This is a genomic window from Octadecabacter temperatus, assembly GCF_001187845.1.
Classification (GTDB): Bacteria; Pseudomonadota; Alphaproteobacteria; order Rhodobacterales; family Rhodobacteraceae; genus Octadecabacter; species Octadecabacter temperatus.
In genome coordinates, this window is record NZ_CP012160.1 from 1071836 (window position 1) to 1087336 (window position 15501).

Below are 15501 nucleotides of genomic sequence, written 5' to 3' on the forward strand. Positions count from 1 at the left end.
TATCAAGAGTGGGCTTTAACGCAAAGCAATCATTGGATTTTTTAGAAACGTACTAAGGGTAGTAGCGCAAGATCGCGCTACCCCAACATCTTCGTTCGTTTCAGGGACCTTGGGGAACTTGAAGGGAGCGACGGGGGCAACTTGCCCCCGTGTAGTCGTGCTTATTGCGACAGCTTTTGAGAGACCAACTTGTTCACAGCCGCAGGATTCGCCTTGCCGCCCGTGGCCTTCATCACCTGACCAACGAACCAACCCGCAAGTTTCGGGTTCTCTTTCGCCTTGGCAACTTGGTCTGGGTTGGCGGCAATAATCTCATCTACAGCCGCCTCAATCGCGCCCGTATCCGTGACCTGCTCCATACCTTCGGTCTTTACGATCTCTTCTGGATCGCGGTCTTGGGTATAGGCAATCTCGAACACGTCTTTGGCAATCTTGCCGCTGATCTTTTCGGATTTGATCAAGCTTACGATCTGGCCAAGTCGGGTGGCAGAAATCGGGCTGTCCGCGATGTCTTTGTCGTCCTTTTTCAGGCGGCCAAACAGCTCATTGATGACCCAGTTGGCCGCAAGCTTGCCGTCATTACCTTCCGCAACGGCTTCAAAGAAACCAGCGTTCACAACATCCGCCGTTAGCACTGAGGCATCGTAGTCGGACAATTTAAAATCTTTGATGAAACGGGCCTTTTTCGCGTCCGGGAGTTCGGGCAGGGAGGCCGCGATGTCATCGACCCAAGCCTGTTCAATTTCCAATGGCAGCAGGTCTGGATCGGGGAAGTAGCGGTAATCATGCGCTTCTTCTTTGGATCGCATGGACCGCGTTTCGTCTTTGTCCGGATCATACAGGCGTGTTTCCTGAACGATCTCGCCACCATCCTCGATGATCGCGATCTGACGGCGCGCTTCGTGCTCAATCGCAGCTTGGATAAAGCGCATGGAGTTCATGTTCTTGATCTCGCAACGGGTGCCCAGAACGCCAAAATCGCCAGTCTCTTGGAACTTTTCATAGTCACCAGGGCGGCACACGGACACGTTTACGTCCGCCCGCAGGTTGCCGTTTTGCATGTTGCCATCGCACGTGCCCAAGTACCGCAGGATCTGGCGCAGCTTCACAACATAGGCAGCGGCTTCTTCTGGGCCGCGAATATCAGGGAAGGACACGATTTCCATCAGGGCAACGCCTGTACGGTTCAGGTCAACGAAAGACATCGTTGGGTCCATATCGTGGATTGATTTACCCGCGTCTTGTTCAAGGTGGATACGTTCAATGCGCACGTTGCGCGCAGTGCCATCGCCCATTTCGACCAAGACTTCACCTGTACCGACAATCGGGTGATATAGTTGCGAAATCTGATAGCCTTGGGGCAGGTCGGGGTAGAAATAGTTTTTGCGATCAAACGCAGAGTTCAGGTTGATCTCGGCCTTCAAACCAAGGCCCGTCTTTACCGCGTATGCCACGCATTCTTCGTTGATAACGGGCAACATGCCAGGCATGCCTGCGTCAACGAATGCGACGTTACTGTTAGGCTCCGCGCCGAACTGGGTGGATGCACCTGAGAACAGTTTCGCTTTGGTGGCGACCTGCGCGTGGACTTCTAGACCAATCACAAGCTCCCAGTCGCCAGTCATTCCGGCAATGGTTTTCACTTTTGGCGTCTCATAGGTGAGGTCAAGCATATCGCGCTCCGCATCAGGTTGTTGGGCGTTGTTAAGGGCTGAATAGCCCTGCACGCGCCGAGCTTCAAGACGACATCAAGCGGCTGCGTTGCGGTTCAACGTTGGGTAAACGCAATATCTGGTGTCCGATTGCGGAAACTTGCTTGTAACGCACGGGAATTGCCCGATTTTCTTGCAAATTTTTGAAGCATGGGCAAAGGTCTACGCGATGTTTGCTTTTAGAAATCTCCTGGGGGGGATTCTCGCGATCACGATGGGAACTGCTGCGCTGGCTGAATGGCCGGTTGGTGGCCCTGCGAGCGAGACCCGCCCCCTAAGCCGCGCTGATGTGGTTGTAATGCGCACGCAGGCCGCCCTAACGCGGGCCGAAGACGCGCGGCTGACCGCAATCGCAGCGCTTGCAGAAGCGCGCCCGACGTCGCGTCCCGTTTATATGGTGCGCTATCCGGTCACGCTGTCGCAAAACCCGTCGCAGCGCCCGGTGATGCGCACCAATTACATTCCTGACACCCGTTGGGATTTCGTCAGCGGATCAGACAGTTGGACGCGTGCGGCACTTGCATCGTTGCGAAGCCACGGCAGCCTCATGGAAGAAACTGTGCCGCGTGATATCGCGGACTGGTGTCCAGCTTATGAGGAAAACCCACCGCATTTGCGCCGTGCATTTTGGGTCGGCATGATGTCTGCCTTGGCCAAGCACGAAAGCACCTATCGCCCCACCGCGGTTGGCGGGGGCAATCTTTGGTACGGATTGCTGCAAATCTATCCTGACACAGCGCGTCGTTATGGGTGTCGCGCAACAACGGGTGAGCAACTCAAGGATCCCGAAGACAATCTTAGCTGCGCCATTCGCATCATGAATGTGACCGTGCCGCGTGATCAGGCCATCGCAATTCGCGACAGTCGTTGGCGTGGTGTAGCGGCTGATTGGGGCCCAATGACCCATCGGTCCAAGATCGCTGAGATGTCCGCATGGACGCGACGCCAAGAATACTGCGTTTCGCGCCGCTCAATCCGCCCGCAAGCACGCCCGATCGTGCAAGCGACGCTGTCGACCATGAACGACGACAGCTAAAAGACCGAGAACGGGTGGCGCTGGGCGGTTATTCCCGCGTCTTTCAACGCTTTCTGAAATGCATCCACTGGTGGTGACACATCTGGTGGCAGACGCGTATGCGTTCCGCCCACATGAATAAGCGTGATTTTCATGCCGCCATCGAACTTGCGGTCTAACCTTACGTGATCAATGTCTGCCGTTTCGCCGCTGCGCAGAGCAGAGCCCCAAACAATGCGTTGCGGCCAAACTTCGACCCATGTTCGTGTGTCGCGGATCACGTCCCAAAGGGCGGGCAGGGTGAAAGCGACGGCAATAACGACAATCCACCACGCGGCGCTCAGGCTGATCCAAAGCGCGAAAATCGCGACCCACGCGCCAAACAATGGCAGGGCAACGCCCCAGCGTCGGCCACGGCGCTCGTGCCGATAAATCATCGCACCCGCATTGCGCGTTTGATGTCGTCCAATGCGTCGCGTTGCCGATCACTCAGGGTGGTTACGCTGGCCTTTAGAAGCTCCAACAATGGTTCCATCTGTTCAGCACCGCCAATTTTGTAAAGCTTGCGGGAAATGCGTGCCACGGCCGGATCAGCCCCGCCGCATTCAGACATAAACCAACGGCCCAAGACTTCCATTTCCTCGGCTTCTTCCGCGTCGGCACGCAGTTTTGACCGGATTTGGATTTGCAAAAGCTTGCGTTGCTCTGCCGTTGGAAGGTCATCCAGTTCAATAAATGCAGCCCCAATCGCAGCGATGGCGAGGCGCGGGTCTTCAATGTTTTCAACAGGGTGCACGTTCATTTTGCGGCTGAACCCGAACCGCCGCGCGGCAAGGCGCACATCGTTGGCCATATCTGCAACATCGCCAACCACGTCGCGTGCGTTTCGCGCACGTTGTGCCCAGAAATACGCGGCCCCAATGATCCCAAGAAGTGCAATGATAAACGGCATAAACAGGTTCCCAATATGACTTTTCTAATGGATACCGCCGTTTAGCCCCTTCAGGAAGTCTGGTTTCCCAGCATGCGCCCAACCATTTCGCCAGTGTCACGCGAAAGCCCCGATGTTGCGCCCAGCGTTTCAAGTGCCGCCCGCATCTTTGCTTGCCGATCCGCATCATAACGCGGCCACGTTTCAAAGGCCGCCGTCATCCGCGCGGTGGTTTGCGGGTTGATCGCATCAAGCTTGGCCAACCATTCTCCGAGAAGGGTGTAAGACGCGCCCGAAGCGTCATGAAAACCAGCCGAATTCCCCGCAAGCGCGCCAAACACAGCACGGAAACGGTTCGGGTTTTTCATATCGAAATCAGGCTCTTGCGTCATCATGATTGCCGTTTGTGCGGCGTTCTCAGGTGCGGCAAGTGAAACAGTCAAGCCAAACCATTTGTCCATCACCAAGCGATCATCGCGCCACTGCTTGCGGAACGCTTGGCTTTGGTCTTCGCCTTTGCCAATCATCCTCAATCCAGCAAGCCCCGCCAATTGCATGGTCATGTTGTCGGCCTCAGCAAAGGTTTTGGCCGCTGCCGCGCCACCGTCCAGCCGCGTCAACATCCCCAAAGCGGCGCGCGCGAGGCTACGCTTTCCGGCGGATTTAGCATCGGGCGAGTAGGGCCCGTCGACTGTATATTGGGCCATGATAAGTGGCAGGATATCCTGCATATGTTGGGCAACCGCCAGCTTGAGGGCCTCGCTCGCGTGATAGATGGCCAGTGGGTCGGGCGTGGTGCCGGCATCATGCAAGGCTTGGGCCACCTCACTTTCTGAAGGCTGGGAAACTGCCAAAGACCGGAACGCCGGATCAAGACTGTCATCGCGCATAATCGCGGCGACCCCGTCAAGGTAGGCCGCGTCCGGTGCTGCGTCTTTCGTAACGATCTGCTTCAAAACATCCATGGCCAATGCATCGCCAGCGTCCCATTTGTTGAACGGGTCCGTGTCATGGGCCATGAGGAACGCACGCTCGGCGCTGGTTTGCTGTCGTTGCAAGATCACGGGGGCTGAAAAGTCCCGCAGAATTGACGGAACAGGCTTGGTCGCGAGGCCATCGAAGGTGAAGCTTTGGGTGCTTTCAGTCATTTCAAGAACTGTTGTCGGCACAACTTCATCACCGTTCTCAGAAAGCAAACCAACGGCGAGCGGAATAACCTGCGCATGCTTTTCATCTTGTCCCGGTGTCGGCGGCGTTTCTTGTGCAAAATTAAGGGTGTAGGAGCCATCCCTGAAATCATCAGTGACCGTGACACGCGGTGTTCCTGCTTGTGAATACCAGCGTTTGAATTGGGTTAGATCGCGGCCCGTTGAGTCCTCAAACACCTGCAACCAGTCTTCAATTGTTGCGGCGTCGCCATCATGGCGTTTGAAATAAAGATCGAGCGCATTGTAGTATTCGGTATCACCGACAAGGCGTTTAAGCATGCCAATGATCTCAGCACCTTTTTCATAAACGGTGATCGTGTAGAAGTTATTGATCTCAATAAAGCTTTCGGGGCGAACAGGGTGCGCGAGCGGGCCGCCGTCTTCGCGGAATTGACGGGATCGCAGGGTGATTGCATCCTCAATCCGTTTAACCGCATGGCTGCCTTGGTCGCCCGTATATTGCTGGTCGCGGAAAACGGTCAGCCCTTCTTTTAGACACAGCTGGAACCAATCGCGGCAGGTAATCCGGTTACCAGTCCAGTTATGGAAATACTCATGGGCGATGATCGCTTCGATGCGCTCAAAATTGGCATCGGTGCTGGTTTCGGGCGAGGCAAGAACACAGCTGGAGTTGAAGACGTTCAGTCCCTTGTTTTCCATAGCACCCATATTGAAGTCATCCACGGCGACAATGTTGAAGATGTCCAAGTCGTACTCACGCCCATAGACGTCTTCATCCCACTTCATTGACCGCTTAAGCGCTTCCATCCCGAAGGCGCATTTGTCCTCGTCAGAACCGGGGCGCACGTAAATGTTCAGGTCCACGTCCTTGCCGGACATCGTGGTAAAGGAGCTTGGGTGGGCGACCAGATTACCGGCCACCAATGCGAACAGATAGGCGGGCTTGGGCCACGGGTCGTGCCATTCGGCCCAGCCGTTACCGGATGCAACGGGGTTCCCGTTGGACAGCAACACAGGGTAGTCCCCCTCAACCCGCACGGTGAACACGCTCATTACATCGGGGCGGTCAGGATAGAAGGTGATCTTACGAAAGCCCTCGGCCTCGCACTGCGTGCAATACATGCCGCCAGACATATAAAGCCCCTCAAGCGCGGTGTTGGTGCTTGGGGATATCTCAACCTCGGCTTCCCACACGAAGGGCTTGTCGGGGACATCGCATGTCAGGCCTTCGGACGTGACTTTGGGCGAAACCTCAACGCCGTCAACCTTGGCGGAAATCAGCTTAATATCCTGACCATGCAGGAAGAATTCACCGGGAAAGTCCGTATTCGGGCGAAACGAAGTCCGGCTGATCACGCGCGTCGCAGTGTCCGCCAGTTTAAAGGTCAGATGCACGTCATCCACGATATAGGCGAAGGGACGGTAGTCTTTGAGGTAAATGGTTTGTGGGGCCGCGTCGGTCATTTGAATCTCCGGTGATGTTGTGGAAACCTAGGCTTGGCGAGGCGGGGCTACAAGGTGCGCTGGGCGGTGATTGTCGCCCTAATTTTGATAACGGTTAGTAATAATTTTGAAGCCGCATTTAGTTGTCAATGTGTACCATGTGGCCTACGAAGTCCCTCAAGCGCTGTATACAGCCGCATGCAAAGGAAAAATATCATGACCAACAGAGTAGATCGTGCCGGCCTATCCGTGGCGACGGAACTGGCTGACTTTATCGACACGCAGGCATTGCCTGGCACTGGCGTGGACGGCGATGTGTTTTGGTCTGGCCTGTCCGACCTTGTTCATGACTTTGGCCCCAAGAACAAAGCCCTGTTGGAAAAGCGCGATGCATTGCAAAGCCAAATTGACGATTGGCACAGCGCACGGATTGGCCAAGCCCACGACGAGGCCGGCTATGAAGCGTTCCTGCGTAAGATTGGGTATTTGGTCACAGAAGGTGAAGATTTCACAATCGACACCACAAACGTAGATCCCGAAATCGCAAGCATTCCTGGCCCGCAACTGGTTGTCCCAATCACCAACGCGCGTTTTGCGTTGAATGCCGCGAATGCGCGGTGGGGCAGCCTTTATGATGGCATGTATGGCACCGACGCGATGGGGCGTCATGCGCAGGGCAAAGGCTATGACCGTGGTCACGGTAGCCGTGTTGTGGCCCGCACCCGTGTGTTCCTTGATGATGCGTTCCCGATCCAAGGGGCGTCGCATGGGGATGCGGAAACCTATTGCGTAAAAGACGGTGCGTTGTTGGTGGATGGCAATGCCTTGATGATGCCAGAGCAATTCGTCGGCTTTACTGGTGACGCGGCAGAGCCAGAAACAATCCTTCTTAAGAACAATGGCTTGCACGTTGAGTTGGTGTTCAATGCGAACCATCCGATTGGCGAGCATGACCGCGCGTCGTTGGCGGATGTGCGTCTTGAAAGCGCGGTTTCCGCGATCATGGATTGCGAAGATTCCGTGGCCTGTGTGGACGCTGAAGATAAGGTTTTGGCCTATGGGAACTGGCTTGGCCTAATGAAAGGCGACCTTGAAGCTGTGCTTGAAAAGGGCGGTAAAACTTTCACGCGACGTCTTCACGATGACCGCAGCTATACCGCGCCGGACGGTGGCACACTGACGCTTAAGGGGCGGGCACTTTTGTGGATCCGCAATGTCGGCCACTTGATGACGAACCCTGCCATTTTGGACCGTGATGGCAACGAAGTGTTTGAGGGCTTGATGGACGCGATGGTTACGACCCTGATCGCCAAGCACGACCTTGCACGCGAAAGCGGCAACTCGGTGCATGGCTCGGTTTATATCGTGAAGCCCAAGATGCACGGGCCAGAAGAGGTGGCGTTTACCAATGACATCTTTGCCCATGTGGAATCCACACTTGGCCTGCCGCAGCACACGATTAAGGTCGGCATCATGGACGAGGAACGCCGCACGTCGGTGAACCTTAAGGAATGTATCCGCGCCGCGAAATCACGTGTCGCATTCATCAACACGGGCTTCCTTGATCGCACAGGCGATGAAATTCACACCTCCATGGAAGCTGGGCCATTTAGCCGTAAAGACTTTATCAAGCGCAAGGGCTGGATCGGTGCGTATGAAGACCAGAACGTCGACATCGGTCTGGAATGTGGTCTGTCCGGTAAGGCGCAGATCGGCAAAGGCATGTGGGCAATGCCCGATGCGATGGAAGCGATGATCGAACAGAAAATCGGACATCCGAAATCTGGCGCGAACTGTGCTTGGGTGCCATCGCCAACCGCGGCGACATTGCATGCGCTGCACTATCACAAGGTCGATGTGTTTGCGGTTCAACAAAAGCTGAAAGCAGGGGGGCGTCGCGCCTATGTTCAGGCATTGCTTGATATTCCGTTGGCAAGCTACCGTTCTTGGACGCCGGCGCAAATCATCCGCGAAGTTGAAAACAACGCGCAGGGTATTCTTGGCTACGTTGTACGCTGGATCGATGCCGGTGTTGGCTGTTCCAAGGTGCCTGACATCAACAATGTCGGCTTGATGGAAGACCGCGCCACCTGCCGGATTTCAGCGCAACACATCGCCAACTGGCTGCACCACGGTGTCGTTAATGAGGCCGACACTATGGAAGCGATGCGTAAGATGGCAGGGGTCGTGGATGGGCAAAACGCCAGTGATCCGACCTATCGCCCGATGGCGCCAGATTTCGATGGAATTGCGTTCCAAGCAGCATGTGATCTGGTGTTCCGCGGCCGTGAACAGCCGTCGGGCTACACTGAACCCGTGCTGCACCGTCGTCGTTTAGAGTTGAAAGCACAGCGCAATTCGTGATCTGTCGCGCCTGAAAACAATATCATCTGTCCCAAACCGTGGGGCAAAGAGCAAAGATTAAGGACTAGAAAAATGGCTGATATCTCAATGAACAAGGCGCGGGTTATGATCCGCAAGGCAATGCAAAAAGGCCGTGAGCTGGACCTCAAGCCGCTTGCGGTTATCGTTTTGGATGCAGGCGGAAACGTTAAAGCATTTGAACGTGAAGACGGAACTGCACCGGGCCGCTATGCGATTGCGCACGGCAAAGCCTACGGGTCTGTGATGCTAGGCATGGCAGGGACTGCGCAAATGGCGCGGGCTGAACAGCAAACCTATTTCATGGACGCCGCGAACGGCGTTTTTGGCGGCCAAGTCGTGCCTGTGCCTGGTGGTGTGCTGGTGCGCGACAAACGCGGTGCCGTTATTGGTGCGGTTGGGGTTACCGGCGATCTGTCCGAAAATGATGCGATTTGTGCTGCATTTGGCATCGAGGCCGCAAATTTCGTAGCAGAAGTTTAGTAACGTTACGCCGAGTTAGCAGGAACAGCGATTTGAGTTTTGCTGTTAACGCATTATTTGTTAAGTAACTGCTAAGAGATACCAGATAAAGTTCCTGCTAAAAGAGACGTGCAATGTATAGACCTGTTATCGGCATCATCGGCAACCATGATATCCTTCATGGTGACTATCCGGCATATACGTCGGGTGCGATGAATGCCGTTGCGGTTTCGCAGGTGTCTGGTGCCTTGCCACTGGTTGTGCCGGCACATCCGGATTTGGTTGATGTCGATCATTTGGCAGACGTGTGTGACGGGTTCTTGTTTACGGGCGGGCGCCCCAATGTGCATCCGGACGAATACGGGCACGACGAAACAGAGGCGCATGGTGCCTTTGATCGCGAACGCGATGCGATTGCATTGCCACTTATCCGTAAATGCGTTGAACGAGGCCAACCGATCCTTGGGATTTGTCGCGGTTTCCAAGAAATCGCCGTCGCCATGGGCTGCACGCTACATCCTGAAATTCGCGATATTCCTGGACGTGATAACCACCGTATGCCACCCGAAGGCAGCCTCGAAGAGAAATTCGAGATGCGCCATGTCGTTACAGTTGAGGACGGCGGCCCATACCATCGTCTATGGAACAAGCGTGAGGTTATGACCAATTCATTGCACGGGCAGGGGATCCTCGAATGTAGCCCACGCATCGTGATTGATGGACGGGCACCCGACACCACACCCGAAGCGATCTACATCAAAGATGCGCCCGGCTTTACGCTCGCGGTACAATGGCACCCCGAATGGCAAGCTGGCCTCGATCCGGTTTCAAAGCCGCTGTTCGAAGCCTTTGGCGACGCGGCGCGTGCTTGGGCCAACCAAAGCAGACCGTCGCTGCGCCAATCCGCCTAAGAGGCGAGGCCCCAATGAACAGCGGCGGCGCGAACGGTGTTGTTAGGGTTTTCAGCACAATAAGCTGTGAACGTCTGGGCTAGGTTCCCTTCATTTGGCAACTCAGCAACCCGACCCGCCAGAACACCTGCGCGCGCTTGGCCAATTGTCCATTGGGTGGCGGCCGCAAGGGCGTTTGGATTTGTCAGCGAAGAACAACGAATGAGACCGGGGTCCATTGGCACTTCAAATGCGGCAATTGGTTCTGGGCTAGCAGTGGTTGATACGGTTTGCTGTGGAACGGCGGTACAAGCGCCGAGCGCGAAAGCTGGAATTACAAGTAAAGTCAGACGCATCGTCGTGATCCCTTTAATGAATACCCGAAAAGCAAAGCGGGCCAGTGTTACGTGAACACTGGCCCGCGAATTTCGCCTAATCAAGCAGTTCTTAGGTCCGGATCAATTTTGCTTCATGAGGTTTCAAGCAACGGCGTGCAGTGTTGCCGTACTGACGCGGGTCAACGCGCAGCTCAGGGAAGATCGCAAACAGTTCTTCGCGCGCGGCGTCGCCAACCGCGGAAAAGCCGATGTCGCCAGGGTGGAAGCTTTCTGTGGCTGCACCTTCTGCATAGATGACCTCGTGTTGGTCAAAAAGCATGTGCACATAGGTCACCATCTCGGCTTCGTCCTGTGTCACATCCATTCCGTCCACGAGGTGCTTGGCCGCAACCAGAACTTCGCTCTCACCGAACAACAGCTCGGCACGGTATCCTTGGAACAGCACGCGGTGCTGCGGAGACACGATCAAGTCGCGTTCTTGGCCCGCCAATACGTTCTTGCGGATTTTGATTGGTGCAAAGCAGTCAAAGGCAGGCACAGTACGCCCTTCAATCCAACGGATCGGCTGCAGGCCATGATCACGGGTGACCACCATATCGCCAACTTCAAGGTCTTCAATCGCAACCAAGCCTTTCGGCGTAGCAATGCGGGTGTTCGGCGTGAAGCAGATGATGTTTTCTATCTCAGAGAAGTTTAGGATCGTGCCGTCATCCAGCGTAACCGAACCCGAGAAGCTTTCGTTACCATCGGCGTTGATCCCGTCGCTTGTTTGCACCAACGTCGACAAATCGGCAAGTGAGCCCAGCTGCAGCGTATCGCCGCCGCCAAGGGTTTCACCACCGTCGCCACCTTCAATTGTGATCGCGCCATTTGAAGGTTCACCAAGATCTTCGAGTGTGAACGTGTCGTCACCCGACCCGCCATACATCTCATCCCCTTCAGAGAAGGTGATGTCGTCATCACCTGAGCCAGCGTAGAACGTATCTTCGCCTGCTCCAGCGCTCATTGTGTCGTCACCTGCACCCGCAAACACCAGCTCATCGCCAACACCGCCAACAACGGTGTCATCGCCAGAGCCAAGGTTGAACAATTCAACCTCAGAGAACGAAGCCGTGTTTGTGCCGTCACTCAATGTGCCAGTTTCGTCTCCGGTGAAGTCTAGCGTTACGTCAGACGTCATACCGCCCGCATCGACAACGTCAATATCAACGAGACCCGCGTCTTCGCCTGCAGTGATGTCGTCAGTACCAAACCCTTCGCCAAGCACGAAGCTGTCAGAGCCTGTTCCGCCATCCATAACGTCATTGCCAGCGCCGCCTGTGATGACGTCCGCACCAGTGCCTGCATCGATACTATCGTTGCCGGAACCACCAGTGATCGTGTCCGTACCTGCGCCAGAGTCGATGGTCATGCCTGCGCTGTCATTGCTCAGGTTAATTGTGTCGTCGCCGCCTTCGGTTTCGATGGCTTCGATTTCAGTGAACGTCGCGGTGGACGTGCTATCCGAAATGGTACCCGCTTCGTCGCCTGACGTCGTAATCGTCATGTCGACGTTTTGGGTCGACCAGATTTCATCGTTATCAACGCCGCCTTCGCCGCCAACGATTACATCGTTGCCAAAGCTGGCTTCTTGTACAAAACGATCATCGTCATCGCCACCAAACAGGGCATCTGCATCGACACCACCATTGATGATGTCGCTGTCTGCGCCGCCATAAATGGTGTCAGTTCCATCTTGGCCAATGATCAAATCATCACCAGCTTCGCCAAACACGGTGTCATCACCCGTGCCTGCTTGAACCGTGTCATTACCAGTGCCTGCATAGATTGAATCGTCACCAGCGCCAGCGGTGATGGCGTCATTACCAGCACCTGCTTCAATCAGATCATCGTTTGGTTCGTGACCGACGAGGATAGCATCCGTGTCATCCACTTGGTCGCCGTCAGGGTCGCCAACGTAACCGGCGTTGATCGTGTCGTCGCCTGCGGTGCCGCTAACTGTGCCGTCACGGTCTGACACAACAACGTTCTCGATGTTTGTAAACGTCAGGCTGCCGCCGCCTTCAAAGTAGACGATGCCGTTTTCGGGGTTGGTGTCGTAATCGATATAGTCAACGCCCGATACGATCAGCGTATCGTTGTCGGTTCCGGTTTCGGATCCGTCTATAACATCGCCTGCACCGCCATAGATCACATCTTGATCTGCGCCACCCGTGATCGTGTCAGCGCCATCGCCCCCTGTCAGGGTGTCATCACCGGCACCGCCATCAATCGTGTCGTCATCATCACCACCGTCGACAGTGTCATTGTCGTCGCCGCCGTAAAGCTCGTCAGAACCGGTGCCGCCCGTGATGCTGTCGGCACCTTCGTCGCCGTAGACCGTGTCGTTACCGTCGCCTGCGTCAAGCGTATCGTCGCCTGCATTGGCATTCAGAACGTCGTCGCCAGTGCCGCCGGTAAAGCTGTCACTGCCAATTGACCCAACAAGCGTATCATCACCGGCACCACCATCCACTGTACTGCCACCAGTTGCGGCAATCCCATCGAACGTGTCGTCAAGGTCTGTGAGGTCGAATTGCTCGATCTCTGAGAACGTGCCAGAGCCGCCATCCGTCGGGAACGAATAGTTGCCAGCCTCGTCGCCGGACATTGTTACGTCGACGCCATCGGTGCCGCTGCTGTCGCTAAATGTAAGGGTGTCGGTATCGCCGTTTCCGACGTCTTCACCACCCTCAATAACATCGACACCACCGCCACTGGCCACGCTCAGGCTGTCGTCGCCCGTGCCGCCCAGCATCGTGTCACTGCCTGTGCCACCTGTAATGGTGTCATCGTCAGCGCCGCCGTCCAGCAGGTTGTTGCTGCCGCCTGTTACCGAGATGGTATCATTACCATCTTCACCGTAAAGCGTGTCGTTGGACGTGGCTGCCGCCTCGCTCGAGGTGATCGTGTCGTCGCCTGTGCCGCCATAAATGACGTCATCGTCGCCGATGCTTAGTTCTTCGCCGGCCTCAATCGTATCGTTGCCCGCGCCGCCATAGATCAAGTCGCCTTGATCGCCGCCATCAATCGTGTCTGCACCGGCGCCGCCGTAGATCTCGTCAAAGCCTTGGCCAGCAGTGATGCTGTCATCGCCACCGTAGCCATAGATCAGGTCATCATCACCCGTGTCACCTGTTAGGATCGCATCGTCTGCATCGACCATGTCGCCATCAGGGTCACCGATATAGCTGTCATCAATCGTGTCATCGCCGCTGGTGCCTTCAACAGTGCCATCCGGCATCGGGATGCCAATCGCGTTGAGGTAAAACGGATCATCAGCGTCAGTCGGGCTAATCCCGACGAGCGTGATCGTTTCGCCGTTCGGGAACGTCAGGAGCGCGTTGCCAGACCCGTCATCCGTGACAGTCACATCGTTCGTCAAAACCGGTGTGCGATCAGGGTCGCCAACTGGCAGGTCATAGAGGTTCGAGACATCCAGCGTGTCGATACCTGTAAATGTGCCGTCGCCATCTGGGGTAGGGGCGTCGAAGTTGGTGACGATGTCATTGCCGAAGCCGTCTTCAAGCACAACAACATCAGGGTCGCCATCTGGCGTTCCTGGAAAATCTTCGCCCAAGTTGATTTGGTCGTTGCCAGCGCCAGCATTGAACGTGTCAGCGCCTTGGCCGCCGTCAATAACGTCGTCGCCGCTGCCGGTTGTGATGCTATCGTCGCCCGCGCCAGCATCCACGTTGGTCCCGCTGCCGTCGCTGCTTAGGTTGAACGTATCGTCACCTGACGTGCCGTTGAAACCTTCGATTTCGGTGTAGGAACCGCTACCTACGGTGCCGTCAAAGTCATAAGTACCAGCTTCGTCGCCTGTCGCTGTGACAGTTACGCCGTCTGTGGTCTCGTAGTTAGAGAAGTTTACGATATCGACGTCACCGTCACCAACGTCTTCGCCACCAACAATGACGTCAGTTTCGTGGTCGTCTGTGATCTGGAATTCATCATTTCCAGTCCCACCGAACAAAGTGTCATTCCCAGATGCACCTATAAGCGTATCGTCATCTGTGCCGCCGTAGACAGTGTCGTTGCCGTCACCCGCGTTAATGTCATCGTTGCCAGCGCCACCATAAATGGTGTCATTGCCTGAATCAGTGCCCCAATCTCCGAAGGTGTCGTTGCCGTCTTCTAGGAAGACCGTATCGTCACCATCGCCACCGGAGACGGAATCCGCCCCTGTACCTGCGTACACGCTGTCATCGCCAGCACCTGCAAGGACAGTATCATCACCGCCATAAGCTTCGATAAGGTCGCCGTCTGTGCCATAACCCGCGAGGATCTCGTCACCTGCGTCTACTTTGTCGCCATCGGGATCAAGAATATAGCTGTCGTCAATAACATCGTTACCAGCGGATCCTTCGACCGTACCGTCCAGTGAAATGGCATCAAAGTGGATATCTGTAACCCACAAGGCCTGACCACCAGTCCCGTTGTTGTCGTAATCGATTTCGAAATAGGACACAGGTCCCGCGATCTCGACTAGGATAGATCCTGTTTGTGTCGCCGCAGAACCGTTCGCAACATTAGATGTCAGCGTCACGTCGGTGCCGCTATAGCTACTACCGTTCCAAGTTAGGTCGACACTAATTTGGTCACCGTTAGCATCATAGGCGCGCACAGTGACAACGTCGATCCAAGAACTGGTATCAAAATCGTTGATCCTGAGTGAAACGTTTTCAACTTCTTCGCTAAAGCCGGATCCACTAACGGCACTAAAGTCGATCGTAGTTGTGGATGTTTGCTCATCACCTTCGGTGCCGTCGTTGCCGTTACCACCGAGTTGCAAAGAAGAGTTCGATGCAAACGTTTCACCCGCGCCCGTGTCAACGTACTGGGCGGACGTTGATCCGGTAAAGGTAGTGCCACTTGCCTGTCCAAAATAGGAAACACCAACGTTGATGCCCCCTGTATCCTGGGTAAAGCCAGCAGTGGTGATCGTTGTCTCGTCGGACCAATTTAACTCAAGCGGGGTGGGCATACATAACTCCTAAACTCGTTTCTTGCCTGCGAACTATCGGAACGAGGTGGCGCAAGTTGGGTTCAACAGGGCCGAGGGCGGGGTCTGTTTGCGGCGCAATAATGGCATTTGCACGCTGTGGTAGAAACAATTT

10 protein-coding genes are annotated in these 15501 nt (G+C 55.4%); 4 read left to right on the forward strand and 6 right to left on the reverse strand.

Annotated elements, in window-relative coordinates:
* Positions 1-161 precede the first annotated feature (161 nt).
* Positions 162-1673, reverse strand: coding sequence for an Asp-tRNA(Asn)/Glu-tRNA(Gln) amidotransferase subunit GatB (gatB, locus tag OSB_RS05590; protein WP_049836063.1), 1512 nt, complete (start codon positions 1671-1673; stop codon positions 162-164).
* A gap of 208 nt (positions 1674-1881) precedes the next feature.
* Here gatB and OSB_RS05595 point away from each other — a divergent pair, with 208 nt between their 5' ends.
* A complete protein-coding gene (locus OSB_RS05595; protein ID WP_049836064.1) occupies positions 1882-2748 on the forward strand; it encodes a transglycosylase SLT domain-containing protein in 867 nt (288 codons plus the stop codon).
* Here OSB_RS05595 and OSB_RS05600 read toward each other — a convergent pair.
* From OSB_RS05600 to pepN, 3 genes are read right to left on the reverse strand one after another with little or no spacing between them, the layout of a single operon-like run.
* Complete coding sequence (locus OSB_RS05600; RefSeq protein WP_049834058.1) at positions 2745-3164, reverse strand: hypothetical protein; 420 nt, start codon at positions 3162-3164, stop codon at positions 2745-2747. The two genes, OSB_RS05595 and OSB_RS05600, sit on opposite strands and share 4 nt — an antisense overlap.
* Positions 3161-3679 (reverse strand): hypothetical protein, encoded by a 519-nt coding sequence (locus OSB_RS05605; protein WP_049834059.1) that lies wholly within the window; start codon positions 3677-3679, stop codon positions 3161-3163. The genes OSB_RS05600 and OSB_RS05605 overlap by 4 nt, the downstream gene beginning before the upstream one ends.
* Positions 3680-3729: 50 nt before the next feature.
* Entirely contained in the window at positions 3730-6291 is a 2562-nt protein-coding gene (pepN, locus tag OSB_RS05610; protein ID WP_049834060.1) for an aminopeptidase N, read from the reverse strand.
* Positions 6292-6486: 195 nt separating this feature from the next.
* Here pepN and OSB_RS05615 point away from each other — a divergent pair, with 195 nt between their 5' ends.
* From OSB_RS05615 to OSB_RS05625, 3 genes are all read left to right on the forward strand, one after another.
* Positions 6487-8634, forward strand: a complete 2148-nt coding sequence (locus tag OSB_RS05615) for a malate synthase G (RefSeq protein ID WP_049834061.1) — start codon at positions 6487-6489, stop codon at positions 8632-8634.
* A 72-nt stretch (positions 8635-8706) separates the two neighbouring features.
* A complete protein-coding gene (locus OSB_RS05620; RefSeq protein WP_049834062.1) occupies positions 8707-9135 on the forward strand; it encodes a GlcG/HbpS family heme-binding protein in 429 nt (142 codons plus the stop codon).
* Positions 9136-9248: 113 nt separating this feature from the next.
* Complete coding sequence (locus tag OSB_RS05625) at positions 9249-10025, forward strand: gamma-glutamyl-gamma-aminobutyrate hydrolase family protein (protein ID WP_049834063.1); 777 nt, start codon at positions 9249-9251, stop codon at positions 10023-10025.
* On the opposite strand, the gene OSB_RS05630 is transcribed toward OSB_RS05625, so the two are convergent.
* The gene (locus OSB_RS05630) at positions 10022-10360 is read right to left on the reverse strand and encodes a hypothetical protein (protein ID WP_049834064.1); all 339 of its coding nucleotides are present in this window, start codon (positions 10358-10360) and stop codon (positions 10022-10024) included. The two genes, OSB_RS05625 and OSB_RS05630, sit on opposite strands and share 4 nt — an antisense overlap.
* Before the next feature lie 91 nt (positions 10361-10451).
* Complete coding sequence (locus OSB_RS05635) at positions 10452-15368, reverse strand: Hint domain-containing protein (protein ID WP_049834065.1); 4917 nt, start codon at positions 15366-15368, stop codon at positions 10452-10454.
* Positions 15369-15501: the final 133 nt, after the last annotated feature.

Excerpts from the sequence above, each read along its gene's own strand:
- gatB (WP_049836063.1), bottom strand. The coding sequence starts at position 1,673 with ATGCTTGACCTCACCTATGAGACGCCAAAAGTGAAAACCATTGCCGGA.
- OSB_RS05595 (WP_049836064.1), top strand. The coding sequence starts at position 1,882 with ATGTTTGCTTTTAGAAATCTCCTGGGGGGGATTCTCGCGATCACGATG.
- OSB_RS05600 (WP_049834058.1), bottom strand. The coding sequence starts at position 3,164 with ATGATTTATCGGCACGAGCGCCGTGGCCGACGCTGGGGCGTTGCCCTG.
- OSB_RS05605 (WP_049834059.1), bottom strand. The coding sequence starts at position 3,679 with ATGCCGTTTATCATTGCACTTCTTGGGATCATTGGGGCCGCGTATTTC.
- pepN (WP_049834060.1), bottom strand. The coding sequence starts at position 6,291 with ATGACCGACGCGGCCCCACAAACCATTTACCTCAAAGACTACCGTCCC.
- OSB_RS05615 (WP_049834061.1), top strand. The coding sequence starts at position 6,487 with ATGACCAACAGAGTAGATCGTGCCGGCCTATCCGTGGCGACGGAACTG.
- OSB_RS05620 (WP_049834062.1), top strand. The coding sequence starts at position 8,707 with ATGGCTGATATCTCAATGAACAAGGCGCGGGTTATGATCCGCAAGGCA.
- OSB_RS05625 (WP_049834063.1), top strand. The coding sequence starts at position 9,249 with ATGTATAGACCTGTTATCGGCATCATCGGCAACCATGATATCCTTCAT.
- OSB_RS05630 (WP_049834064.1), bottom strand. The coding sequence starts at position 10,360 with ATGCGTCTGACTTTACTTGTAATTCCAGCTTTCGCGCTCGGCGCTTGT.
- OSB_RS05635 (WP_049834065.1), bottom strand. The coding sequence starts at position 15,368 with ATGCCCACCCCGCTTGAGTTAAATTGGTCCGACGAGACAACGATCACC.